Source organism: Leptolyngbya sp. CALU 1928, from assembly GCF_056784215.1.
The window spans coordinates 3,293,685-3,316,718 of record NZ_JBXBCE010000001.1; the positions used below are offsets into that span (position 1 = coordinate 3,293,685).

At 46.9% G+C, this 23,034-nt stretch carries 27 protein-coding genes; 14 read left to right on the top strand and 13 right to left on the bottom strand.

The window, feature by feature from the left end:
• Window positions 1–242: 242 nt before the first annotated feature.
• Window positions 243–1,646: a malic enzyme-like NAD(P)-binding protein gene (locus AC1S5B_RS15395; protein WP_482036545.1), complete on the top strand. Its 1,404-nt coding sequence runs from the start codon at window positions 243–245 to the stop codon at window positions 1,644–1,646.
• Between the two features lie 153 nt (window positions 1,647–1,799).
• On the opposite strand, the gene AC1S5B_RS15400 is transcribed toward AC1S5B_RS15395, so the two are convergent.
• Window positions 1,800–3,044 (bottom strand): MFS transporter, encoded by a 1,245-nt coding sequence (locus AC1S5B_RS15400; RefSeq protein ID WP_482036546.1) that lies wholly within the window; start codon window positions 3,042–3,044, stop codon window positions 1,800–1,802.
• A gap of 449 nt (window positions 3,045–3,493) precedes the next feature.
• Here AC1S5B_RS15400 and AC1S5B_RS15405 point away from each other — a divergent pair, with 449 nt between their 5' ends.
• The 6 genes from AC1S5B_RS15405 (at window position 3,494) to AC1S5B_RS15430 (ending at window position 6,447) form a co-directional block, all read left to right on the top strand.
• Window positions 3,494–3,685 carry a hypothetical protein gene (locus AC1S5B_RS15405; protein ID WP_482036547.1) on the top strand — a complete coding sequence of 64 codons (192 nt, stop codon included), beginning with the start codon at window positions 3,494–3,496 and terminating at the stop codon, window positions 3,683–3,685.
• Window positions 3,686–3,870: 185 nt separating this feature from the next.
• Window positions 3,871–4,602: a RadC family protein gene (gene radC, locus AC1S5B_RS15410; RefSeq protein ID WP_482036548.1), complete on the top strand. Its 732-nt coding sequence runs from the start codon at window positions 3,871–3,873 to the stop codon at window positions 4,600–4,602.
• A 107-nt stretch (window positions 4,603–4,709) separates the two neighbouring features.
• Window positions 4,710–5,210: a pentapeptide repeat-containing protein gene (locus AC1S5B_RS15415; RefSeq protein ID WP_482036549.1), complete on the top strand. Its 501-nt coding sequence runs from the start codon at window positions 4,710–4,712 to the stop codon at window positions 5,208–5,210.
• Complete coding sequence (locus AC1S5B_RS15420; protein WP_482036550.1) at window positions 5,197–5,337, top strand: hypothetical protein; 141 nt, start codon at window positions 5,197–5,199, stop codon at window positions 5,335–5,337. Before AC1S5B_RS15415 ends, AC1S5B_RS15420 begins: the two co-directional genes overlap by 14 nt.
• 123 nt (window positions 5,338–5,460) lie before the next feature.
• Window positions 5,461–6,015, top strand: a complete 555-nt coding sequence (locus AC1S5B_RS15425) for a cell division protein SepF (RefSeq protein WP_482036551.1) — start codon at window positions 5,461–5,463, stop codon at window positions 6,013–6,015.
• Window positions 6,016–6,141: 126 nt separating this feature from the next.
• Window positions 6,142–6,447, top strand: a complete 306-nt coding sequence (locus tag AC1S5B_RS15430) for a hypothetical protein (RefSeq protein ID WP_482036552.1) — start codon at window positions 6,142–6,144, stop codon at window positions 6,445–6,447.
• 38 nt (window positions 6,448–6,485) lie between these two features.
• On the opposite strand, the gene AC1S5B_RS15435 is transcribed toward AC1S5B_RS15430, so the two are convergent.
• The 8 genes from AC1S5B_RS15435 to msrA all read right to left on the bottom strand — a co-directional run bounded on the left by AC1S5B_RS15435 (window position 6,486) and on the right by msrA (window position 14,321).
• The gene (locus AC1S5B_RS15435) at window positions 6,486–6,686 is read right to left on the bottom strand and encodes a DUF2949 domain-containing protein (protein WP_482036553.1); all 201 of its coding nucleotides are present in this window, start codon (window positions 6,684–6,686) and stop codon (window positions 6,486–6,488) included.
• Window positions 6,687–6,733: 47 nt separating this feature from the next.
• On the bottom strand, window positions 6,734–6,991 hold the full coding sequence (locus tag AC1S5B_RS15440; protein ID WP_482036554.1) for a hypothetical protein: 258 nt from the start codon (window positions 6,989–6,991) through the stop codon (window positions 6,734–6,736).
• A 77-nt stretch (window positions 6,992–7,068) separates the two neighbouring features.
• Entirely contained in the window at window positions 7,069–8,217 is a 1,149-nt protein-coding gene (locus tag AC1S5B_RS15445) for a sensor histidine kinase (protein WP_482036555.1), read from the bottom strand.
• A 246-nt stretch (window positions 8,218–8,463) separates the two neighbouring features.
• Complete coding sequence (locus tag AC1S5B_RS15450) at window positions 8,464–8,907, bottom strand: response regulator (RefSeq protein ID WP_482036556.1); 444 nt, start codon at window positions 8,905–8,907, stop codon at window positions 8,464–8,466.
• Window positions 8,864–11,674, bottom strand: a complete 2,811-nt coding sequence (locus AC1S5B_RS15455; protein WP_482036557.1) for a PAS domain S-box protein — start codon at window positions 11,672–11,674, stop codon at window positions 8,864–8,866. The genes AC1S5B_RS15450 and AC1S5B_RS15455 overlap by 44 nt, the downstream gene beginning before the upstream one ends.
• 328 nt (window positions 11,675–12,002) lie before the next feature.
• The gene (locus tag AC1S5B_RS15460) at window positions 12,003–12,272 is read right to left on the bottom strand and encodes a GlsB/YeaQ/YmgE family stress response membrane protein (protein ID WP_482036558.1); all 270 of its coding nucleotides are present in this window, start codon (window positions 12,270–12,272) and stop codon (window positions 12,003–12,005) included.
• 138 nt (window positions 12,273–12,410) lie between these two features.
• Window positions 12,411–13,748, bottom strand: a complete 1,338-nt coding sequence (locus AC1S5B_RS15465) for a hypothetical protein (protein ID WP_482036559.1) — start codon at window positions 13,746–13,748, stop codon at window positions 12,411–12,413.
• A gap of 114 nt (window positions 13,749–13,862) precedes the next feature.
• A complete protein-coding gene (gene msrA, locus AC1S5B_RS15470; protein ID WP_482036560.1) occupies window positions 13,863–14,321 on the bottom strand; it encodes a peptide-methionine (S)-S-oxide reductase MsrA in 459 nt (152 codons plus the stop codon).
• Window positions 14,322–14,616: 295 nt separating this feature from the next.
• On the opposite strand from msrA, the gene AC1S5B_RS15475 reads away from it, so the two are divergent.
• Both AC1S5B_RS15475 and AC1S5B_RS15480 read left to right on the top strand, forming a co-directional pair.
• Window positions 14,617–14,946 (top strand): YkvA family protein, encoded by a 330-nt coding sequence (locus tag AC1S5B_RS15475; RefSeq protein ID WP_482036561.1) that lies wholly within the window; start codon window positions 14,617–14,619, stop codon window positions 14,944–14,946.
• Between the two features lie 72 nt (window positions 14,947–15,018).
• On the top strand, window positions 15,019–15,639 hold the full coding sequence (locus AC1S5B_RS15480; RefSeq protein WP_482036562.1) for a hypothetical protein: 621 nt from the start codon (window positions 15,019–15,021) through the stop codon (window positions 15,637–15,639).
• Between the two features lie 146 nt (window positions 15,640–15,785).
• Here AC1S5B_RS15480 and AC1S5B_RS15485 read toward each other — a convergent pair whose 3' ends face one another.
• Window positions 15,786–16,574 (bottom strand): ABC transporter permease, encoded by a 789-nt coding sequence (locus AC1S5B_RS15485; protein ID WP_482036563.1) that lies wholly within the window; start codon window positions 16,572–16,574, stop codon window positions 15,786–15,788.
• A complete protein-coding gene (locus AC1S5B_RS15490) occupies window positions 16,571–17,566 on the bottom strand; it encodes an ABC transporter ATP-binding protein (RefSeq protein ID WP_482036564.1) in 996 nt (331 codons plus the stop codon). Before AC1S5B_RS15490 ends, AC1S5B_RS15485 begins: the two co-directional genes overlap by 4 nt.
• A 93-nt stretch (window positions 17,567–17,659) precedes the next feature.
• Here AC1S5B_RS15490 and AC1S5B_RS15495 point away from each other — a divergent pair, with 93 nt between their 5' ends.
• Together AC1S5B_RS15495 and AC1S5B_RS15500 are read left to right on the top strand one after the other, a co-directional pair.
• Window positions 17,660–18,037 carry a phage holin family protein gene (locus AC1S5B_RS15495; protein ID WP_482036565.1) on the top strand — a complete coding sequence of 126 codons (378 nt, stop codon included), beginning with the start codon at window positions 17,660–17,662 and terminating at the stop codon, window positions 18,035–18,037.
• Between the two features lie 170 nt (window positions 18,038–18,207).
• Entirely contained in the window at window positions 18,208–18,942 is a 735-nt protein-coding gene (locus AC1S5B_RS15500) for an SIMPL domain-containing protein (protein WP_482036566.1), read from the top strand.
• Between the two features lie 71 nt (window positions 18,943–19,013).
• Here AC1S5B_RS15500 and AC1S5B_RS15505 read toward each other — a convergent pair whose 3' ends face one another.
• The gene (locus AC1S5B_RS15505) at window positions 19,014–19,382 is read right to left on the bottom strand and encodes a single-stranded DNA-binding protein (protein WP_482036567.1); all 369 of its coding nucleotides are present in this window, start codon (window positions 19,380–19,382) and stop codon (window positions 19,014–19,016) included.
• Between the two features lie 527 nt (window positions 19,383–19,909).
• Between AC1S5B_RS15505 and AC1S5B_RS15510 the strand changes: the two genes are divergently transcribed.
• From AC1S5B_RS15510 to mreD, 3 genes are all read left to right on the top strand, one after another.
• Entirely contained in the window at window positions 19,910–20,911 is a 1,002-nt protein-coding gene (locus AC1S5B_RS15510) for a rod shape-determining protein (protein ID WP_482036568.1), read from the top strand.
• 104 nt (window positions 20,912–21,015) lie between these two features.
• Window positions 21,016–21,849: a rod shape-determining protein MreC gene (mreC, locus tag AC1S5B_RS15515; RefSeq protein WP_482036569.1), complete on the top strand. Its 834-nt coding sequence runs from the start codon at window positions 21,016–21,018 to the stop codon at window positions 21,847–21,849.
• On the top strand, window positions 21,846–22,409 hold the full coding sequence (gene mreD, locus AC1S5B_RS15520) for a rod shape-determining protein MreD (protein ID WP_482036570.1): 564 nt from the start codon (window positions 21,846–21,848) through the stop codon (window positions 22,407–22,409). Before mreC ends, mreD begins: the two co-directional genes overlap by 4 nt.
• Here the strand turns inward: mreD and AC1S5B_RS15525 are convergent.
• A complete protein-coding gene (locus tag AC1S5B_RS15525) occupies window positions 22,406–23,032 on the bottom strand; it encodes a molybdenum cofactor guanylyltransferase (RefSeq protein ID WP_482036571.1) in 627 nt (208 codons plus the stop codon). The genes mreD and AC1S5B_RS15525 overlap by 4 nt on opposite strands.
• Window positions 23,033–23,034: the final 2 nt, after the last annotated feature.

A 23,034-nucleotide genomic window follows, 5' to 3' on the forward strand; every position in this document is an offset into this window, starting at 1 on the left:
CGATAAATGTGGGAAGAGAGCGGCGATCAGTTTATTCTTTTTTCACGCTTAATCTGCAAAATCGGGAAGAGTTTGAGACTTTGCGCTGAACTTTCACATTTGCTTGAGCGGTTGGTGTGACTGAGTACAATTGCAGGATTTATATTTTTTTAAGCTAAACAATCAAAGAGCGTTTAGAGTTTGGCATATTGAGCCAATTCTTAACTGCTCTTAAAGCACGGCTCCATCCATAACGAGGCACCATGACAGACCTGACACCTACACTGACCCCCAATTCTAGTTATAGTCTGACGATTCGCTTTCAGTTTCCCAATCGTCCCGGCATGTTGGCAAACGTGACGACCGCGATTTCGTCTTTGGGCGGCAGTATGGGGCAAATTGACCTGATTGAGCAAACTCGTCAGGTTTCCATGCGGGATATTACGGTTGATTGTGCCAGTACTGAACATGCTGAAACGATTGTGGAAGCGGTTAAGGCACTGCCAGAAACCAAGGTAATCAATGTCTACGATCGCACCTTCACCATTCATCGAGGTGGCAAAATTACGGTAGAAAGTCGGATTCCGCTACGAGGACAGGCAGATCTGGCAATGGCATATACTCCGGGAGTGGGGCGGGTTTGCTCGGCGATCGCGGAAAATCCTGAAGAAGTGTATAACTTGACGATTAAGCAAAATATGGTGGCGATCGTCACGGATGGCAGTGCCGTACTGGGTTTGGGCAATCTGGGACCAGAAGCCGCTCTACCCGTGATGGAAGGGAAAGCCATGCTGTTTAAAGAATTTGGGGGTGTGGATGCGTTTCCTATTTGTCTGGCGACCCAAGACACCGATGAAATTGTGGAAACCGTGAAGCGAATTTCCCCGGTGTTTGGCGGCGTGAATTTGGAAGACATTGCTGCGCCCCGTTGTTTTGAAATTGAGGCACGGCTCCAGCGCGAACTGAATATTCCTATCTTTCATGATGATCAGCACGGCACCGCGATCGTCAGTTTGGCAGCGCTGATCAATGCCTTGAAGGTGGTGAAAAAGCAAATGGCAGAGGTGCGAATTGTGATTAACGGGGCAGGTGCAGCGGGGGTGGCGATCGCCCGGTTGCTACAAAAAGCAGATGCCCAGCATATCTGCATGTGTGACTCCAAAGGCATCCTTTCCCGCGATCGCACCGATCTCAACGACCAAAAACGTGAATTTGCCGTAGAGCAAGGCGGCAAACTGGCAGATGCCATGAAGGACAGTGATGTGTTTCTGGGGGTGAGCGCGCCAGGAGTGGTCTCTCCTGAAATGGTGCGATCTATGGCAACAGATCCGATCGTCTTTGCCATGGCAAACCCCATTCCTGAAATTCAGCCCGAACTGATCACTCAGGATGTGGCAGTGATGGCAACGGGGCGCAGCGATTACCCCAACCAAATTAACAATGTGCTGGCATTTCCAGGACTGTTTCGCGGTGCCCTCGATTGTCGCGCCCAAACCTTTACCACCAGCATGTATTTGGAGGCAGCCCAAGCGATCGCGGCACTTGTCAAACCCTCCGATCTCAACCCTGAATATATCGTGCCTTCCGTCTTTGATGAGCGCGTAGCAACTGCCGTCTCCGCCGCCGTTCAACGCGCCGCCCGTCAAGATGGAGTCGCGAGAAATTAGAAATGTGGAGTTAGGAATGGGGGGCTAGTGTTCTGTCAAAGTTGACAATCTACTCGCCCTTCCACTGTTTCCAGTTTCGTTAAACGATGGGTTGCGTTGTGAGCAATGTCGATCAGGGGAAAGAGTCTTGGCAAATCAAGCTTTGAGAGTTGATCAAGGGGCGCATATGCCACTTTTTGGAAGTTGACGGGCAAATAGGATGGCACCCAGAATACAAACACCTCCACTCACCGCAACCGTAGCTGGAGCGCCGATGACGCTGATTAAACTCCCCTTAAGCAGGTTGCCAAATGGCATCATACCCAAAAAAGCCATTAAATAAAGGCTCATGACTCGACCTCGCTTATCATCATCGACAAGCGTTTGAATAATCGTATTACTGGAAGCGTTTTGTAGTAATGTACCAAACCCGATCAGTCCCAACAATAGGGCAGAAAGCCAGATAATGCGTGATATGGAGAAGGCAATCATGCTGGCACCCACGATCGCAGGCGCGATCGCAATCAAGCGATCAAGACCCTTGATTCCCTGACGCAGACTCAAATACATCGCTGCCGCCAGTGCCCCGACTCCAGAGGCTGCCATTAATAAGCCCAGGGTGTGAGCGTTCTGATGCAAAATTTGAGCCGTGAAAACGGGTAATACGACTGCATAGTTAATGCCTAGAAAACTGACTAAACTAACCAGCAACAAAATGGAGCGAATTGGAGGATCACTAAAGGCGTAAACAAAGCCTTCCTTCAGGTTGCGCCAGAGTGCGGTCAACTGCAAGGGTTGATGAAGCTGCTTGATGGGACTGGGTTTTAGCTGCATTGCCAATAATCCGGCAAGAACAGCCAGGTAACTAAAGCCATCGATCAAAAAGCAGTAGCCTGCGCCTACGCTTGCCACTAACACTCCACCGATCGCAGGTCCAATCAGCTTGGCGCTATTCACCATGGAAGAATTGAGCGCGATCGCATTCCCTAGATTTTCTCGCTGCTCAGCAATCTCTGGCACAAACGCTTGGCGGGTAGGCGCATCGATCGCATTGACCATGCCCTGAAACAATCCGAGTACAATCACATGCCAGATTTGAATTGTTCCAGTTAGTGCCAGAATCGCCAAGGCAAACGATTGCAGCATGGATAGTGTTTGGGTAATCAATAGGGTGTGGTGGTGGTTCCAGCGATCAACCAACACCCCCCCGAACGGAACCAAAACGAAATTGGGGAGCTGACTAACAAAACTGACTACTCCTAATAGCAAGGCAGATGGGTTTAAGTGATAGACCAACCAAACCGTCGCTACTTGGGTCATCCAGGTGCCAACCAAAGAAAGACCCTGTCCCATAAAATACAGTCGATAGTTTCTCGACTGCATCGCTGGCAGCATTACTCGCGGTTGAATCAATTTCAATGCTCTAACATCCTGTTACTCTAAAGAACCTCAACCAATTTTTTCAGCGTCTGCACTTTGCCCCGCCAAGCTGCATTTTCGCCAATTGGGGAGGTATGCATGGGTGGCTCATAGGTCAGTCGCCAGCCCAGGAATCCCAATCTAGCGCATCTCAATATGGATAGTCGCCAAGGGATATCATCAATCACAGTGGATGCATGATGTGATTCATTCCGACTAGATTCTTGAGTAGGATCTTTTGACTGATTATGAGGATGTTAATTTTTCACGGGAATAACAAGCGGAAACCCGATTTGGTATGTATGAAGGGGGCAGACAGACGTTGGATCTATCGGTGCGGTCGCGATCGAGCAACCATCTTTCCGCGCCAAGTGGTTTACCAGAGTCCCCACAGACATTCACCGAGAAGCCGCGTTGTCCTACTGTGAACGAACTCCTCTACAAGTCAATTGACCATTAAACGCTCGTTCCAGTTTCAGCTTAAAGGTCAGTGGCGAAAAGTGTCCCCGGTGCGGCTGCAACCCGGACAAGCTTACTTCACCCCTGCGGTGTCCATTGGCAAAACCAAGCCCTATTCCAATGTCTATCTGGCGTTTGCCCATGACCCGATCAGTGAACAATACCTTATGAAGATAGAGTAACAGAGACACTTGTGAGTATCTGCCCAATGCTGTCAAGCTATTGCCGAGATAGTTAGCTTTTTTGATTCAGCGATCGCGCCTGATCCCACTATTTTTTAATGCACCATCGAAAATAGTTCTAAACGCACCGATTTTGGGAATAACTGAACAATATTCTTGTTTTTCCTAAATTTCTCGGTGCATCCATGACTTATTCCCTCAAAGTTGCAGATATGCCTGCAAGCGAACGTCCACGCGAACGCTTGATATCCTATGGTTCGCGCCATCTCGCTACCGCGGAACTAATTGCAATTTTGCTGGGAACGGGGCAAGGGGCCGGCAAGCTTTCGGCGGTGGGTTTAGGGCAATATTTGCTGCATGAACTGGGTAAATATCAACAAGATCCGCTGTCTGCGTTGCGAACTGTGACTGTTGCCGAGTTGACGAGGGTTCCGGGAATTGGAGAAGCAAAAGCCACTACGATTCTGGCGGCGATCGAACTGGGTAAACGCGTTTTTCAATCGCGTCCTGCCGAAACGACGCTGATTGACGATCCAGCTGTAGCTGCCGCCGCCCTGAGCCACGATTTGATGTGGCAAGCGCAAGAACGGTTTGCGGTCGTGTTTTTAGATGTAAAGCATCGACTGTTGGGCACTCGTGTAGTCAGTATTGGCACCGCGACCGAAACTCTGGCGCATCCCCGCGAGATTTTTCGAGAAGTGCTGAAACAGGGTGCAACTCGGATTATCGTTGCCCACAACCATCCTTCTGGCAATGTGGAACCCAGCCCGGAAGATCTATCTCTAACTCGTCAATTGCTTACAGGGGCGCAGTTTTTGGGCATTCCGTTACTGGATCATTTAATTTTGGGAAACGGAGATTTTCTCAGCATGAGGCAAACCACGTCCCTGTGGACTGAGCAACCCCAAGAGGATTAAGCCGGAAATCTTGCAAAAACAGCAGCATCTTTGTGAGAAGAACACTGCCTTTCAATGCCGCAAGTGTTACTTTGACGAAGGAACGCTAATTTCTAAGTACATTCTTTATGCGATTATTTCGTCTTTTCTTCGGACTCTTGATTGCTCTACTGATATCGGTTCAATTTTCGCCCAATCCTGCTTATGCAGCGAGTTCGGCGGCAATTCGGGCGATCGATGATAACGAGACGATCAACAAAGATTTCTCTGGGCAAAACTTGGTTAGAGCTGAATTTGCTGATGCAAACTTTAAGGATGCAAACTTTAAAGGTGCGGATCTACGGGGCGTTGTATTTAACGGAACCAGCCTAGTGAATGCGGATTTAAGCAGCATTGATTTTAGCAATGGGATTGCCTATCTCACAGATTTTTCAGGCGCAAACCTGAGCAATGCAATTTTCACGTCTGCCATGATGCTGAAGTCTAGCTTCAAAGATACGATAGTGACCGGAGCCGATTTTAGTGATGCAGCCCTCGATCGCGGACAAGTGCTGCGATTATGCAAAACTGCCAGCGGCATCAACCCTGTAACGAACATTGATACACGAGAATCCCTTGGCTGTCGTTAAGGTGAGCGATCGCCCTAGTAAAGCTAGTTTTTTGCAAGATCACTGGTTGAATCGTGCTGCGATCGCAAAAAAGTGTTCCCAGTTCATTTCCATCGGCTACTATCTACCAAGCCCTCGCCTTAGCTAACTCAGCCTGTCGCTGGGTTGTTCTGAGATTCTTTTGCGATCGCATTTTATTTTGCATTTGTAATTGTAATAAGTAGGACAAATGAACTAAGATACGGGCAAATTGACCTGGAGCTAGCTTGGCATGAATATTTTCCGGCGTGTTTGGGATTCGTTTGGGTTTGCAGAGCAGTTTGATGAAGCCGACTACGACTATGAGTATGGCGATGAAGAGTATGCTCAAAATCCAACGATGGTACAAGAAGCGGCAATGCTGCCCCGTGATCGGACGATCGCTTCAGCAAATAACGTGATTGGGATGCCAAATCGGGCATCGGGCATTTCAGAAGTTGTGATTTTGCAGCCCCGCTCCTTTGAGGAAATTCCCCAAGCCGTCAGGATTTTGCGGGAACGGAAGTCGGTCATTTTGAACATGCTGCACATGGACCCGGAGCAGGCACAACGCTCAGTTGATTTTGTGGCGGGAGGAGTGTTTGCGATCGATGGGCATCAAGAGCGATTGGGGGAGAATATTTTTCTGTTCACTCCTAATGTGGTGCAGATTACGGCTCAAGGTTCTACTCAACCCACTTTCAATCCCGCTATGCCCATAGAGTCGAGCCAACCCTCCATGTTGCACACCATGTCTGCGATCGCGCCAACCATCACTACGCCCGACAGTCAATTTCGGAGGCAGTAGTCATCGATATTGATGCAATCTTTATGAAGGCAGAGGAAAGGATAAAGTTTTGGGCTAACCTTATCCTGCTTAAAATCTAGGTGGGTATTCTAAGCGTAATCGCTACAAATTACGCAGGAAAACCCCGTGAAAATCATTAATGCCGTCGGATTGATTTTGCCCTTGTTCGCTACCGTTGCCATCTTTCCAGCCCAAGCTCAAGAAGAATACTTTAGATACGCGTGTGGAGATGGCAAGACCTTTGAGGTGATGGTCAAACCAGACAAAGCTAAACTGAAGCTAGATGGGACTGCCACTTTGAAACTGCTGCCGTTGGATGCGAGGGAAGGACTCAAATTCGCCGCTAAACGTACTTTACTCACGATGGTCAACCAAGAAGCCTCCATCGAAATTGACGATAAGTTTGTTTATAGGCAGTGTGTTGTTCAATAATCGCGGCTATTGAAACTAACCGTAATCTAAGTTTTATATCAAGCGGCTGAGCGAATAAAACCCTCTAGCCATTTGAAAACGCGATCAAGTTGAGGAATAGTAATCAATTTTTGCTGCCATAAAACCACAGGTAATCGGTTCATATTCTGACACTGTTGAATGATGTCAGGAATTTTATCAGAGGGAATCGCTAACTCCTCCTGAAGAAATCTGATTAACTGCTTGGTTCTATTTTCCATCGTTTTCCTAGTGACTATTGAGATGATTTTGCAGCGAACTAAAGTCCTTAAGACCATTGCCTTGCCAGAACAGAAGACAGTTCATCAACGACTTCTATTCTGCCTCTACGAAGTCCATAGAGCAGGCGATCAATGAGATGTAGCTCTTCCTGAGTCGATTGAACACTCAGGATAGTAGCCATCATGCCATAGCGATCCGCTAACGTAAGCCTACCCGTAGAGCTAGATTGAGCAAATAATTCTGGTAAGGCAGTAGGTAAAAGACAGATGGAGATCATGAAGGTGTGCCAAATTCGATGATCCAACTATCGTTCTTCTGGCGTGGGTTTTGGGTGATTGGCAAGCCTGCACTGGTGTGAGATTTAAGGATGAAGTTTGTGACTTAGATCACTTGCGACCGAGGGACACATGGCAACATCACTGTAAATAGTGTCCCTTTTCCCAACTCACTGGTCACTTGAATGTCTCCTTGATGGAGGTCAACACATTTTTTGGCGATCGCCAACCCCAACCCTGTTCCTTGAATCTTGCCCACATTGCTACAGCGATAAAACGTCTCAAACAAGTGGTTTTGGTCTTTTAAGGGAATGCCAATGCCGTGATCTTGCACTTGAAAAGTAGCCGTACTGGCTTGACAGAGTAGGCTGAATTGCACACTGCTTCCTGCGGGAGAATATTTAATGGCATTGGAAAGTAAATTGGTGAGAACGTGCCACAGCAGACCCGCATCCATCACTGCACCAGAGCAATCTCCTTTATATTCAGCCGTGATAGTGTAGTGCTGGTGATGGCTAAACTGCAAGTCCTCTATGAGTTCAATGCAAAATTTCTCTAAATCGAGTGGTTCTGGTCGATAGCGCAAACCTCCTGCTTCACCGCTGCCTAAGAGCAATATCTCATCTAATAAATGGGTGATCTGTTTAATTGCCATTTTGATTCGCTCAAAGTAATCGCTCTTTTTTTGCTCAGTCAATTCGCGATCGCGCTTTTGCAGCAATTCAACTGAGGTGCGAATGGTTGTCATTGGGGTGCGAAATTCATGGGATGCCATAGAAATGAAGCTTGACTTCAGCAGATTTAACTCCTGCTCCTGTTCCCAAGCGTTCAACATGGTACGTTCGCTGTTTTTAAGCTGTTGGAAAATCCGTTCTCGCTCGATCGCATACCGAATTGAGCGCACTAACAATTGAGTTGTAATTTGATCTTTAACGAGATAGTCCTGTGCTCCCCGCGCCATCACCTGTAAGGCAAATTCTTCATCATCCATCATCGTCAATACCACAACTGGAACTGTGAGGACATTCTCCCGAAATTCAGTGACGGTTTCCAAACCCTCAGAATCAGGCAAGCCAAGGTCTAATAAAACTACGTCGTAGGCAGTTTCATCGCAGTGAGCGATCGCGGTTGTCAACCGCTCAACATGGGTCAAGTGCCATTGTTCCTTGCCGCAGTGCAAAAAAACCTGTCTTATTAAATCGGCATCTGTTGGGCTATCTTCCACCAACAAGATTTGCACGGGTAGTGTGTCCATGAAACTGATTTTTCAGAATGAGGAAAGCGCTAAAAAAACGGACTGAAAATATAATTTATCTGAGGAACTCGACTTTAAAATGACTCTATCCTAATGCTGGAACATCTGTATTTTTCTTGAACAACTATTTTTACTTGCCAGATTAGCGATGGGGCTTCTCCTATGGACAGATATTTTACTTAGCGACGCATACGGAATGTAGAGTGAGAAGTTCACAAGTGTATAAAAGAACTGCTAGAGCGATCGCTACTCTGGAGGTAGCTTCACAACCGTTAGCCAAAAATCGCTAATCAACTGCACCACTTGAATAAACTGCTGCACATTGAACGGTTTGGTCACATAACAATTGGCATTGAGATCATAGGAACGAAGCACATCTGCTTCATTGGCTGAAGTGGTTAGCACTACTACCGGAATTCGCCTTAAATCTGGGTCTCCTTTCACTTCTGCTAATATCTCTCGACCGTCCATTCCAGGTAAGTTTAAATCAAGCACAATCAGATCGGGGCGGGGGGCATCGGCATAGTCTCCCCGGTGATATAAAAAATCCATTGCGGCTTCGCCCTCTTCAACCCAATGCAAGCGATTAATAATTTTGGCTTGTTGGAGGCTTTGCATCGTTAGATTCGCATCGCTGGGAGAGTCTTCAATCAGCAGAATCTCGATTGAGTTGAAGGTTTGAATAACCATGAGCGGGGTGAGGGAGGGTAAAATAGAAAGTGGTGCCAATGCCGGGTTCAGATTCTGCCCAGATATGCCCTTTGTGGCGATCTACAATTTTTTTGCAAATGGCTAATCCGATCCCCGTGCCAGGAAACTCGCGGCGGGTGTGGAGCCGTTTGAAGATTTCAAAAATTCGTTCAAGATAACGAGGCTTGATGCCAATGCCATTATCCTGAATGCTGAATAGATAGTGCGATCGCCCTTCGCCAGAATTCCAGGTGGCACTGATATGAATATGGGGTGATGATTCTCGTCTAAATTTGATGGCGTTGCCAATCAGGTTTTGTAATAGCTGGGCAAGTTGGGTTTTATCGGCAGTGATGATTGGAAGGGGATCGTGAGTAATGATGGCATTACTTTGGGCGATCGCGGGTTGCAAACACTCTAGCACCCGCTTCAATACAACAGTGCAATCGGTCGAGGTGAGCATCAAATCGCGAGTGCCAATACGAGAATACTCCAGCAGGTCTTGGATTAATTGCTGCATCCGGGCTGCCCCTTCTACCACATAAGCGGTGTATTGCTGTCCGGTTGCATCGAGTTGATCGGGGTAGTCTTTCGCTAACAGTTGCGTATAGCCTGTGATTGCTCGCAAAGGCTCTTGTAAGTCGTGAGATGCCACATAGGCAAATTGCTCTAGCTCTTGATTAGAGCGAGTTAACTCTTCATTTGCTTGGTTTAGGGTGGCTGTGCGTTCCTGAACTTTGATCTCTAATGCTTCGTTCATTTGTTGTAAGGCTGCTTCTGCTCGTTTACGGTCACTAATATTTAAAAAAGCACCCACGCAGCCAATGATTTGATTCTGCTCATCAAACAAGGGGGCGGCATATTCTAGCAGCGTCACAACCTTGCCGTCTTCATGCACCACTTCTACTTCCACATCCATCACTTCAACTCCGTGAGCCGTAGCATATTGCATGGGTAGCTCTTCGGGAAGCATTTCTCTGCCATGCCGATACACCTTGAACTTAGGGGCTTCCTCTGGCGAAGCGCTGAGAGAAGCATTGATGTTGGAGGGAATGCCTAATTGTTTGGCAAAAGCAGGATTCACCTTGATATGTTTACAGTCTGGATCTTGAGCAATGCCAATGCCAATAGGGATCACTTCCAGCAAGGTTTCTAATTGTTTGATCTGACGATTGAGCGATTGATTGAGTTGAATGATTTCTTGTTCAGCCGACTTGCGAACCACTTCATCGCGCTTCGCTTCCGTAATATCCACGCCAATTCCCCAAAATATCCAACCGGGAATGGGACATTGGTCAGAAATGCTAGACCATGAAATGGTTTTGATGCTGCCATCTTTACAGGCGATATCCCATTCCCAATGGCGATAATCATTGCCGCGATCGCGCCATGCTTGCAGCATTTGCTGACGATATGCCCCATCGGGATACAGCAGTTCCATAATTTGCGGATTGCCCACCACTTCAGCGGCACTATAGCCTGTCACCCGTTCGCATTCATGATTCCACTCAATAAGGTTGAAGTTATGATCAAAGGCATCCAGCATAACTGGCATAGTTTGTAAGATCCGGTATAAGCGTTCTTCACTTTGGCGAATCTGTTCCTCTGCCTGTTGCCGTTCAACTTGATGGTGCTTTACTTCGGCAATGTCGCTGACCAATGCAAAATAACCTCGGACTTCTCCCTGCTCGCCAAAATCGGGAATATAGGTTGCCTGAACCCAGCGATCGCCCCCCGTTTGATAAGGCACCAAGCTTTCATAGCAAACTTGTTGTCCGGCTAGAGCCGCTTCAGCATAGGGGCGAATGGCTTGATAGGCAGATTCGCCGATTACATCTTTCAGCGATCGCCCAGTCAAATCTTTTTGAGAGGCTCCAAACCATTCTTCGTAGGTTTTGTTGTTAAAAAGATAGCGCTGTTCTGAATCGAGATAGGAAATCAGAACAGGTAAGGCATCGGTAATTAGGCGAAGCTGCTTTTCACTGTTCAAAAGCGATCGCTCTGCCAACTTGCGCTCTGCCAATTCAGTTTGCAAAGCATTATTGGCTTGGGCTAGTTCCAGGGTGCGCGTTTGCACATTTGCTTCCAAGCGATCGTTTGCCTCCTGAAGTACCATTTCTGCCCGGTAGCGATCGCGAATTTGCTGTAGAAGCAACGAAAATATGCCGATTAGCAGGCTAAACCCCAAGGCATTGCCAAGTCCATTGCTCCACAAAGCGCGTTGCACACTGTGATCGACGCTTGCAGAGCGCTGCGCTAAAAAAGCCTGTTCGACCGCGATCATCGCTTGCAGTTTCGATTCAATTTTTTGGTACAAGCTTAAAGATTGTTGAGAGAGTTCGGTTTGTGCCGATTGGTTTGATGGATTTTGTTGGATCAGTGTAATCGATTGTTGCAGACGAGCGACTCTGCTGGTGATTAAAGGTTCAAGCGTCTCCAACTGGCGCTGCTGTAGGGCATTATCTTTAGTTAATAATCGTAATTTGGCGATCGCGCGATCGGTGCTTGCCACACTGCTCCAAAACTCTTGGCGCGCCGCCGCATCCTTTCCGCCTGAGAGAATATATCCCCGTTGCCCCTTTCCAGTATTTGCAGCACTGTTGAACGTCTTGTGAATCGACTCAATAATTGCATGAGTATTTTGTACCTTACGCCGATCTTCATCCAACTGCTGCACAGTCCCATAAGAGCTAGCGCTGACTCCGCCCAACACTAGCAATGCGACTGCAAATCCACCTGTAGCAGCTTTTTCAGAGAGCTTTTTCAAGGAAATCCTCCTTGTAACAGCGAACTTAGGTTAAGTATCCTAATTCTTATCACTAGCATATTAATGGGTAGGAGGTACCAGCACAGTAAGCTGATATGCTCAAATTGCAGCAACAAGGGGTTACGCCTCTTGTTGCATAGAGGTTTTTAAGCTTTATCAAGACTGTAACTTAAATGATGATTAGCTTATCTAGTGAAAGCATTTGGCTAAAGATTTCTTGCGGTTCTCATACAAAAACTCTCCATAACCGTGCTTAAGTTACAGAGAGCTTCAAAATTGTTGTGAGGTGCCGCGTTACAAGAGATAGCTAGAGATAGCTATTATCAGGCTACGCTGCGTTGCGGGTCATTAAGCCCCAGAGGAAGATTGCAACCATTGCTCCCAAAACGGCAATGACGACACCGGGAATAGTAAGTGCAACTGAACTCAGATTGAGCGCACCCGTCGTTAGAAGAGTATATAAACTACCGCCTACAAATGCGCCGACGATACCAAGCAACATTGTGGAAAGGATGCCGCCGCCTTGAGCGCCAGGATAGACTGCTTTAGCGATCGCGCCAGCCAACAAGCCCAAAACCAACCATGCGATAAGACCCATTTTTTTAATCTCCGAAAACGTTTGTTTTAACCGTTGATACGATATTATCGAGTCAACCTTTAAGACACGTCCCTCTAGAGAAGTAAGATGACATAGCCTAAAGATAGAGAGCTACAAAGTAAAGCAGCGAGCGTAATTCTACTTCTTTGCTCCAAACCCTGATTTAGGCTGTTTCACTTTAGATTTTGTTCGATCTTTATTCACCTCCAAAACTGCATCTTGAAATAGTTCATGCAAATGTAGAGGAACGCTGGCAATCTCAGGCAATGTTGGCTCTAAAGGTTTTTTATTGTCTAACAAAAGGGTATCTAAATCCTGCTGCAAGTTGAATTCTGGACGTTTCAAAGCAACTTGCAAGATGGATTGCAACGCTGTTGGATGTTGAGCGGCGAGTCGATGCCAAACAAAGCTATTCATTTCAGTGTTTTCTAAGGACTGAAGAATTTGTTTCTCAGTATTGGGATTAGTCTGCCAATCATCGCTTTCTAACAGTGTTTTGAGTGCCTGATAAGTTGTTAAAAAGAGTTGTCCCCATTGAGGATGAGTCAAAGCAGTCACTTGTTTTGCTTGTTTTAGATGCGTCGGCAACTCAACTTGCGGAGCCACCATTTGAGCGGAAGCTTTACTATCCAGCAGTTGAGTAATGGTTTTGGCATCCGCCCCTAACGCTTCTGCCGCAGAGGTGATTTCGTCTGTGGATGTACCCATTTTCTGGGCTAATTCTGCCACGGTTAGTGATTCATCTAGACCCGCACTCTTTACTTGTTTTTGGGTAATGTAGGTTTGAAACTCGGCTAGTTTTTTGCTGAATTGATATCCTGGCAACGTAATTTCATCGCTGCCAAAAAAGTCTAAGAAGTCTTGGTGGTAATGCTCGACCGATCGCCATGCTTCTTCTACTAATTCAGGTGCATCGCTATAGAGAAAAGCGGGATAGGCTTTCTTAAAGTTACCGATCGCCACAGCTAGTTTGGGCTTACCCAATTTTCCCAGCAATGTCCAATCACCAAAAAGTATCCATTCATCCTCTGTTAGGGGAGCAATCTGAGTCAGCAAAATTTCGCCCACTTTCAGCCGTGCCATAGTGGTTTGGAATGCAGTGCCATCTAGCGGTTTAACACGATATTGCTTGGCGGTTGTCCAGTTGAGTAGCTCAAACCCATCGGGCAAAATTTGTACAATTTCAAACAAACCAATGAATGCACGATGCCAACTTTGCAACAAGGCGCGATCACTGTCTGTGAATGAGGCTGATTGCTCTAAAAACAATTGAATCGGGGTTGTATCATTCACCGTTCCTTCGACCAAAAAGCGATCAACCACTAAGTTGCGCTGGTGTAATTCTGATTGATAAGAATGAGTAGATTGGTCAGCGCTGAAGGCTTCTAGGGCGATCGCGGTTTCTCCTTCCGCATCTAAAACGAAATCCGTTAGTTCTTGTTTTAGCGCTCTCGCTCGTTCCAAAATAGTATTCACCTAAATCCTCGCTTTCTTTCGCCTGCACATTATCCGCTACTTCACCTTGAAACAACTACCTTAAGACTGAATTATGCGCCTATCAAGGTTGAAATTAGCAAGGCTAAAAGGAATTTAGCGCCGCCCTTTTTTCGCGTAATACTGCTGGTGATACTCTTCTGCCAACCAATATTGGGAAGCGGGTTCAATGGGGGTCACAATTGGGCGATCGTACTTACCCGATTGCCCCATCGCCTCTTTGGAATGGTGGGCAGCAATTTTCTGGGCAGGTGTATGAAAGAAAATGATGGAGCGATATTGATCCCCGCGATCGGCTCCTTGGCGATTCAGACTAGTGGGATCATGAATACTCCAAAACAAGTCTAATAAGGCTGTGTAGGGCGCGATCGCGGGATCATACTCCACCTGCACCACTTCGGCATGTCCGGTAATTCGAGCGCAAACATCTAAATAAATTGGGTTTTCAAAGTGTCCACCCATATAGCCAACAGAAGTTTTGGTGATGCCTTCAACTCGGCAAAAAGCGGCTTCAATGCCCCAAAAACATCCGGCTCCAAAGGTTGCTGTTTCCATAGTTAGTACAGGTTTCGGGTTTCAGGTGACAGGTTTCAGGTGAACTTTCTCCTCTGGATAAAGTTTATGGTAGCGCTGAATCTCCAGAGTTTATAAGACTAAGTACTGTGATGCTCTAACTTTCTGCCTCAATACAAAACCTTTTCCCTTTTCCTGTCCCCCTTTTCGGATAACCGCTCAAGTTGGATCGGCTGACCGCAAAAAGTGGGATTACTACGACAAATCGTGGGGTTCTCCACACCAGATTTATTCAGATCTGTTTGGGATGATGAATAGGTGAATCAGAGGGAATCAAGTGAAAAACATATTTGCCGTGACCGCAGTCTCAAACTGGATTTTTAATTGGTATCGCAGCACTATTCGGAACCCTAAATGGCGTTGGTGGTTGATTTTAGGCAGTTTGGCTTATTTGGTCGATCCCTTTGATGCACTCCCGGATTTTTTGCCAGTCGTTGGCATGATTGATGATGGCTTAATTGTAACGGTGCTTGTTTCAGAAGTTTCTCAGATCATGAGTGATCGCCTCAAAGCTCAAAAAAACAAATTTTCTAATGGCTCAACGCCCATTTCAACAGTGGATACTCAAACACCTGCAATTGATGTTGAAAGTGTTTCTGTTAGTTAGTCTAGTTTAGTGATTTCTTAGGTAGAAACTTTCTTATCCACTAGTTTTTAATACTCTTTAAGGAGATTCCCCATGGCTACTGTAATCAAAGAAAAAATCACGGCGGACTTACAAAAAGCAAAAGCAGAAGGTGGATTACGAGTTGAAAAAATTCGCGAGATTTTCAAAACTGCGGTGGCTCAATCTATTGCAGAAGTAAAAGACGGGTCGGGTGGAGTTCGGGCGATCGCCAAAGACAGTATGGCAAGTGTGATCGACATTCTGAATGAAACGGGCAACAACACTCAAGCCGAGGTGAATGCATCGGTGGAAGGCATTGTGGAAGGCATCCACGATAGCAATCATAATGCAGCGGATATTGGGGGTGTTTTGGCTGAAATCGAGAACTCTGGGAACCAAACCTCTGCGGATATGCAATCATTGATGGCGGCAGCGCTGAATGCTGTGAAACGCTCTCCGCAATATGCTGTGCTGATGGAGCGCTATGCTGAAGTGAAAACTCGCTTGAATTCAGTAGATGCTCAACTGTCGGAAAAATATGGCGATCGCTATCAGCAACTAAAACAACAGCTTGGAAGATTTTGGGAACTCGCGAAAGTTTGGTTTGCAAAAGCGAAAGCAACCGTTAGCGCTCCAGACCCAGTGCAACGGATGCACATCGAACTGGGTGCCAAAATGGCTGAGAAAAAGTAAGTCAATGAGAACCATCATTAGTCGCAGCAATTTTCAGCGCCAATGCTGAAAACCTGCAAATGGATTGAAAGCCAAGGGAGAAAGAACATGACCTCTTGGCTTTCAGAGTTTAAAGATTCTTCAAGTAAGACCTTGCAGAAGCAGCCTCATGCCCCCATCCCCGAATAACGCCGCAAACCCTTGCGCCAGAGCCACCGATAAATCCCAAAAAAAACTGCGCTCCATCCAATCATAACTAGCAGTCCTCGTCCTAAATCGACTGGTAGCCCGACCAAAATACTGGCGGGAAACCCCACCAAGTAGGGAAACGGAGTCCACAGGGCAAACTCACGAATCGCAGGCGGAAACACTTCCAGGGGAGCAATCAAGCCAGAGAGAAATAAGTAAAATAAAAACCAAAATTGCTCTAAGGCGCTAGCCCGCTCTGTCCAAAACGCAAACATTGCCAGCGTGTACTGCATTAGGAATCGCAAGATAAAAGCAAGCGTAATTACCAATAAAAACAGCGTCAGAGTTCCTAAGCTGGGTATCCAAAAAGCGGCGGGATACAACAGAAAAAACACGCCAATCAGCACAAAAGCAAAAGGAAGACGAGCCAGTCGCTCGGATTGGTGAGAGGCGAGATAGTGCCAGATTGGATCAAGGGGCTGCAATAACCGGAATGACAAGCGCCCTTCCACAATTTCTCGTTCAAACTCCCAAATGACCCACACAATTGTAAATTGCCGCGCCAGAAATGCAGCTAGAAAATAGCGGGCGAATTGCACGGGAGAAAGACCAAATTGTCCTGTCTGGGCAGCTTGCATCCAAACGCCCATGAGGATAAATGGCAACGATCCAGACAGCACCCACAATACTAACTCCGCCCGATATTCCACCATATAGGCGTAATAAACGACGGTCAGTTCACGGGCAATTCTTGCGATTCGATTCATGTGGCTAACCCCGATCGCAACACTCGCCCAATCACCTCTTCAATCGGCGGTTCTGTCACCGCTAAATCCACCACTGTTAAATCAGCCAATATTTTTGCCACTGTTTGCGTCAGCGCGTCTTGGGATACCAAAAATTTTACAGTCTGACCTTTGACCTGATCTTCTGTTGCTTCCACATCGGCATAGAGAGAGAGTTGATCAATTGGGTACACCTGGGAAAGCTCCACAGTTACCTCCCGACAAGGTGCAAAGCGATCGACTAAGCCTGCTAAGCTTCCATCGTAAATCATCCCGCCTTGGTGAATCACTAGCACTCGGTGACACAAAGCGGTGATATCTGCCATGTAGTGGCTGGTGAGCAGAACGGTTGCCCCATAGCGTTGGTTATAGTCGCGCAGAAATTCCCGCACGCTCACTTGGGCATTGACATCTAATCCCAAGGTTGGCTCATCTAAAAACAAGACTTCGGGATGATGGATCAAGGCAGCGAGCAGTTCTGCTTTCATCCGCTCTCCCAGAGAAAGCTTGCGAACTGGCTGAGTAAGTTTGCCTTCTAGAGACAGCATTTCGGTGAGTTCGCTGACTTGCTGCTGAAAGGCGCGATCGCTAATCCCATACACTGCCGCATTGATCCGTAACGAATCCATGGCTGGCAGATCCCAAATCAACTGCTGCTTTTGCCCCATCACCAAGGTAATCTTTCGCAAAAATCCTGCTTTTCGCTGAAATGGCACATATCCTGCCACCTGAACCCTGCCCTCAGATGGATGAATCAGCCCTGTCAGCATTTTGAGCGTGGTTGTTTTTCCGGCTCCGTTTGCCCCCAAAAAACCCACGACTTCGCCCGGTTCAATCTGAAAAGAGACCGCCTGCACCGCACTGACAGTCTGGTAGTTACGGCGAAAAAAGTGTTGGGCAGTTCCTTGAAAGCCCGATTCCTTCACGGTGACTGGATACCGTTTGCTAAGATTTTCAGCCAAAATAGCAGGCATATCTAATATATTTTCCTTACAGACTGCAAAACGCACTTGACCTTAGCTAACTGCTCCCTCTAATGTAATTTCACATATTGAGAGGAGTATGCCATGGACTTTTTAATTCCGTTTATTATTGGGGCGATCGTTACCGCGATCGCATTGCTATTAATTTCAAAAATTCCCTTCTTAGGAATTGAAATAGATGGTATTGGTAAAGCCCTGCTAGCTGGGGTTGTGTTTGGGATATTGAGTTGGGCTTTAGGCTGGATGGCTGGCAGTAAGATTCTCAATGTTCTCACACTGGGAATTTTGTGGTTGGTGGTCAACACAATTATTTTTGGCTTGTCTGCTTGGCTAATCGAAGGGTTCCGTCTTCGGATGGGGGTCATTAGCGCAATTTTGGGTGCGATCGCGCTCACGTTTGTCAACTCAATCTTATTTAAGGTACTGGGGATGATTTTTCCTAACGTGGTTCCTGCCATCTAGCGCTTTTATTTTCAAACTGTCAATCCACAGAGACGCTACATGTAGCGTCTCTCTTCTTATAGTTAATTTCTAAAATTATGTTCCAAAATTGTAACCAGATCCTAGTAAAGGTCTACCAGTGTCAAAGTGAGGACATCCTAATAATTTAATTCGTCTGTGAGGGGATTACTATGAAATCATCCATGCTGGCTCATCAATGGCTTGAGCGCTCTTGGAAACCGTTTGTGCTCATGCTTGGAATCACGAGCCTATGCCTGATCCCACCTGCGATCGCCCAAGAAAAATTCCAAAGAACCCTAACGGTCAGCGGACGCGGCACCGAATTTGTCCCAACAACATTAACTCAGGTACGGCTTGGGGTAGAAGCTCAAGGGAAAACTGCTAGCGAGGTGCAACAAATCGTTGCTCAGCGCTCAAACGCAGTGGTCGATTTGTTGAAATCGCGCAAGGTTGAAAAGCTAGAAACCACTGGAATTAATTTGAATCCCACCTATCGCTATGACAACGGCAACCAAACCCTAACGGGGTACAGCGCTAGCAATATTGTAAGTTTCCGGGTCGCAACATCCAAAGCAGGGGCGCTGCTGGATGATGCTGTTAAAGCAGGAGCAACGCGGATTGATGGAGTCAGCTTTGTTGCCACTGAAGGCGCGATCGCGGGTGCCCAGAAAGTTGCTTTAAAAGAGGCCACCCAGGATGCCCAATCTCAAGCGGATGCTGTATTGAGCGTTCTCAATCTAACTCGTAAAGATGTAGTCGGCATCCAAATTAATGGTGCTTTTACACCGCCTCCACGTCCGTTAAGAGCAGACGCAATGGAACTCAAAGCCGCTGCTGCACCTAGTCCCGTGATCGGTGGAGAGCAGCAGGTTGAAGCCTCCGTTACGTTGCAAATCAGCTATTAAAGAAAGCATTAGAAGTGACGAGGTGAATAGATAGACGAATCGATTCCCTTCACCTCGTTACCCTCTATGGCTTAAAACTCATCCTGATACCCGCCCCCACTTGCTCCTTCGGCTTCGTTATCCCGTTTAGAACCCAATAGTTCCATCCGTTCAACCCGCACAACTGGTTTAGACCGATTTGCCCCAGTATTTCGGTCTTTCCAACTATCAAACTTAAGCGAACCTGTAATGCCAATCAAACTGCCTTTACGGACGTAATTTGCCGCCACTTCAGCCGTCTTTCCCCAAAGCTCTAAATTAAACCAATCAGGCTGGTCGTTATTCTTAGTTTGACGATTGACTGCTAAGGTCAAGTTACAGACGACACTTCCCGATTCAAAATATTTAACGTCAGGATCTCCCCCAACTCGACCCACTAATGTCACAACATTTAAACTCATAATTCATCTCGTTGAAAGTAAAAGCGCAGTATTAGCAAGACCACTTATTTTAATCGAAAATTTTGCTTAGCTCACAGAGCTTGTTCAACTCAAAATAATACATACGATCTTATCGCCTTAGACTTCTTTTGTCGAAAAAAGACTTGCAGCAAGCATTTCATGGTAGCTAGCCAATCACGAATCAGAATCCTTTTAATAAAAAGGGAAAATTGATGTAGAGTGGGAAGCTCAGAGCAAATACCGCAATTTGTAGTTGATATGCAATATGTTCTACGAATTTAAATTGATTTACTAGGTTGAATTTAGATTAGGTCAGATTTGTAGAGGTAGGCTCCATACGAAAGATCACTTTCTACCTAGACGAGTAAGCAAAAGCGTAATAGAATCCCCTTTAGATTACTGTATTGATTTAGTCGGCTTAATTGGTTTCTAATCGATCGCATTTTTTAAGATTGCATTTAACTTGTTCCTTCTTTGAGGCATAGAGACTAGTGGGTCTTTTCAGTCGCTTTTCCCTGTCACGGGATATGGGTATCGATCTTGGCACTGCCAATACGTTGGTCTACGTGTCGGGCAAAGGGATTGTTTTGCAAGAGCCATCCGTGGTGGCAATGGATCAAGACGAGAATGTTCCTTTGGCGGTTGGAGAAGATGCCAAAAGAATGCTGGGGCGGACTCCCGGCAACGTCGTTGCACTGCGTCCACTACGGGATGGGGTAATTGCAGACTTTTATACTGCCGAGTTAATGCTGAAGCACTTTATTGCGCGGGTTAACGAAGGCAAAACGCTTGTTGCTCCTCGAATTGTGATTGGCATTCCTAGCGGAGTTACTGGGGTTGAGCGTCGAGCCGTGATGGATGCAGCCTCCCAAGCTGGAGCGCGTGATGTTTACTTGATTGATGAACCCGTTGCAGCCGCGATTGGGGCAGGACTGCCTGTTGCTGAACCAACAGGAAACATGATTATCGATATTGGAGGTGGCACCACAGAAGTCGCCGTTCTTAGCTTGCAGGGAACCGTTTTGAGCGAGTCTGTGCGGGTTGCAGGCGACGAATTGAACGAGGCAATCTCCCACTACATGAAGAAGATTCACAATCTTGTCATTGGTGAGCGGACATCTGAAGAAATTAAAATCACGATTGGTTCTGCTTATCCTATTGATGACGATGCTCAAATGGATGTGCGAGGCTTACATTTGCTCTCTGGTTTGCCGCGGACGGTCACTGTAAAAAGTGCCGAAATTCGAGAAAGTATGGCAGAACCGCTTTCGGTCATTGTGGATGCGGTGAAGCGTACCCTAGAGCGGACTCCTCCAGAACTGGCAGCAGATATTATCGATCGCGGAATTATGCTGGCAGGCGGCGGCGCTTTGCTCAAAGGGTTAGATACACTCATTAGCCACGAAACGGGGATTGTAGTACATGTGGCGGCTGACCCACTCAGTTGCGTCGTGTTGGGTACTGGTAGAGTATTAGAGAATTTCAAACAGCTTGAACGAGTCTTCAGTGGTCGTTCTCGCAATTTTTAAGTGTCTCTGGCGCGGAATAAATCATTTCAATATTATATTTTGAAAAAAGGTTTATTCTGACGCTCGGACTGGGGAGTTAGCCTTTTCGCAAACCTGTTTATTGCATGTTTACGCTACGCCGCTGGTGGGGTCGTCACCGCTTACAGATTATTTTAGCGAGTCTGGCTCTTGGCTCTGCTGCTTTCTTGCAGCAAACCGAGGGCGCAGTTTTATATGAAGCTTATAAGCTGCTGACTTTTCCCTTTCAACCCAATTTAGAACGCAAAGCGGCGTTGGAAAATGCTCAAGTTCAAGAGTTAGAGCAGCGGTTAACAGAGTTGGAAAGTCAAAACCAACAGTTGCGATCGCTCGTTGGCTATATCTCTGAAACTAAAAAGCCTGGAATTACTGCACCTGTCATAGGTCGGAGTGCTGATCATTGGTGGCAGCATCTCATATTAGGGCGAGGAACTCAAGATAGCATTCAACCCGGTTCGATTGTGATGGCTCCCGGCGGAGTCGTTGGGCGAGTCGTTTCTGCAACCCCAAACACCAGTCGAGTTTTGTTGCTAAGCGATCCTTCTAGCCGCGTCGGAGCGACGGTTAGCCGCAGCCGTAATATGGGATATCTGCGAGGGCAAACATCCAATCGCGCCATCATGGAGTTTTTTGATAAGGTTCCTGATGTGCGTCAAGGGGATGTAATTGCCACGTCCTCCTTGAGTAAACTATTTCCGGCAGGCTTACCAATCGGGCGAGTGCAATCGATCAACTTAAATAAAAGTCCTGCTCCTGAAGCCGTGATTGAGCTATCTACGCCGATTAGTTTTTTAGAATGGGCAGTAGTCTATCCCCATAAACCGTCTGGTCAGATTGCTCCCTCTAGCACTGGGCAACCCAATCAAAATACAGGCGGATCTATTCCCGCCCAGTCCGAGCCAACAGAGCCGCCGCTATGAGAAACGAGTCTTTGTTTGAGCGATTGCAAGACCGTCCTGGCGCTCGTGTTGTTGTGAACTGCGGGGTGACGGCTCTGTCGGTACTACTCTGTTTAATGATTTCGCCCACGCGCCTACCTGGAATGGAGTTGGCAGGAATCGGACCCAACTGGCTACTCATTTGGGTGGTTGCTTGGAGTGTGAAGCGTTCTGTGGTGCAGGGTGCATTAGCGGGGGTAGCGTTAGGGCTGATTCAAGATGGTATGACTGCCCATACGCCTACTCATGTAATCAGTTTGATGCTGGTGGGAGTTTTGACGGCTCGTTTGAGAAAAGAGCGGTATCTTCGAGAAGATTTTATTTCAGTGGCTCTGATTGCCTTTGCGATGGCAGTGATGGCAGAAACCGTGATGGCGATTCAGTATAGTATTCAAGGCGATCGCTCTCTGGTGGAAATCTGGACTTATCATCAGCTAATCGCTTTGGGATCGGCGGTTCTCAGCAGTCTGTGGGCACCCGTGATTTATTTTCCGCTCAATCGCTGGTGGCAACAAATGAGTCTCTTAGAACAACAGTCTTAACTAATTTGCCGCAGATCTGCTGGCGTGTTGCAGTTAAACAGCATTGCCTGTTCTTGTTGCTTGGTATCGGGATCATCGCTAAACTGAACGACTTGAACTGAGGTTTGAGCTAACCATGCCTGAAGCGATCGCCCTCCTTGATTAATGAACCGAGTCAGGCTTGGCAAACAATTAGTTCTGTAAAAACCACACAGCGGCTCCCATCCTTTTTTACCCTTTGGGAGCAGAGCAATTGCGTCATTAGCCGGTGGTAACTGCCGCAGCCACCGTTGCAAAATTTCCTGATTGAGTCTAGGTAAATCACACGCCAGCAGCAACACCCACTCTGTTTGAGTTTTCTCTTGAGCCTGCAATAATCCGTAAACAAAACCGACTAATGGTCCCTGGGGTTTAAATTCACCGGGTAGAGGTTTTTCTTCAATCACACAGCAGCGATCAGGGAGGATTTTCGAGTAGTCTCTTGTTGCCGAGGTGACAACAAATACGTGAGGAGCGCACTGTAATGAGATCGCACAGGTTCGCTGTAGTAATGGAATACCGTCCACCAAAATCAGCGCCTTATCTCTGCCCATGCGAGAACTTTGCCCGCCTGCAAGAATGATCACCGAAAGCGAGAGATTCATGG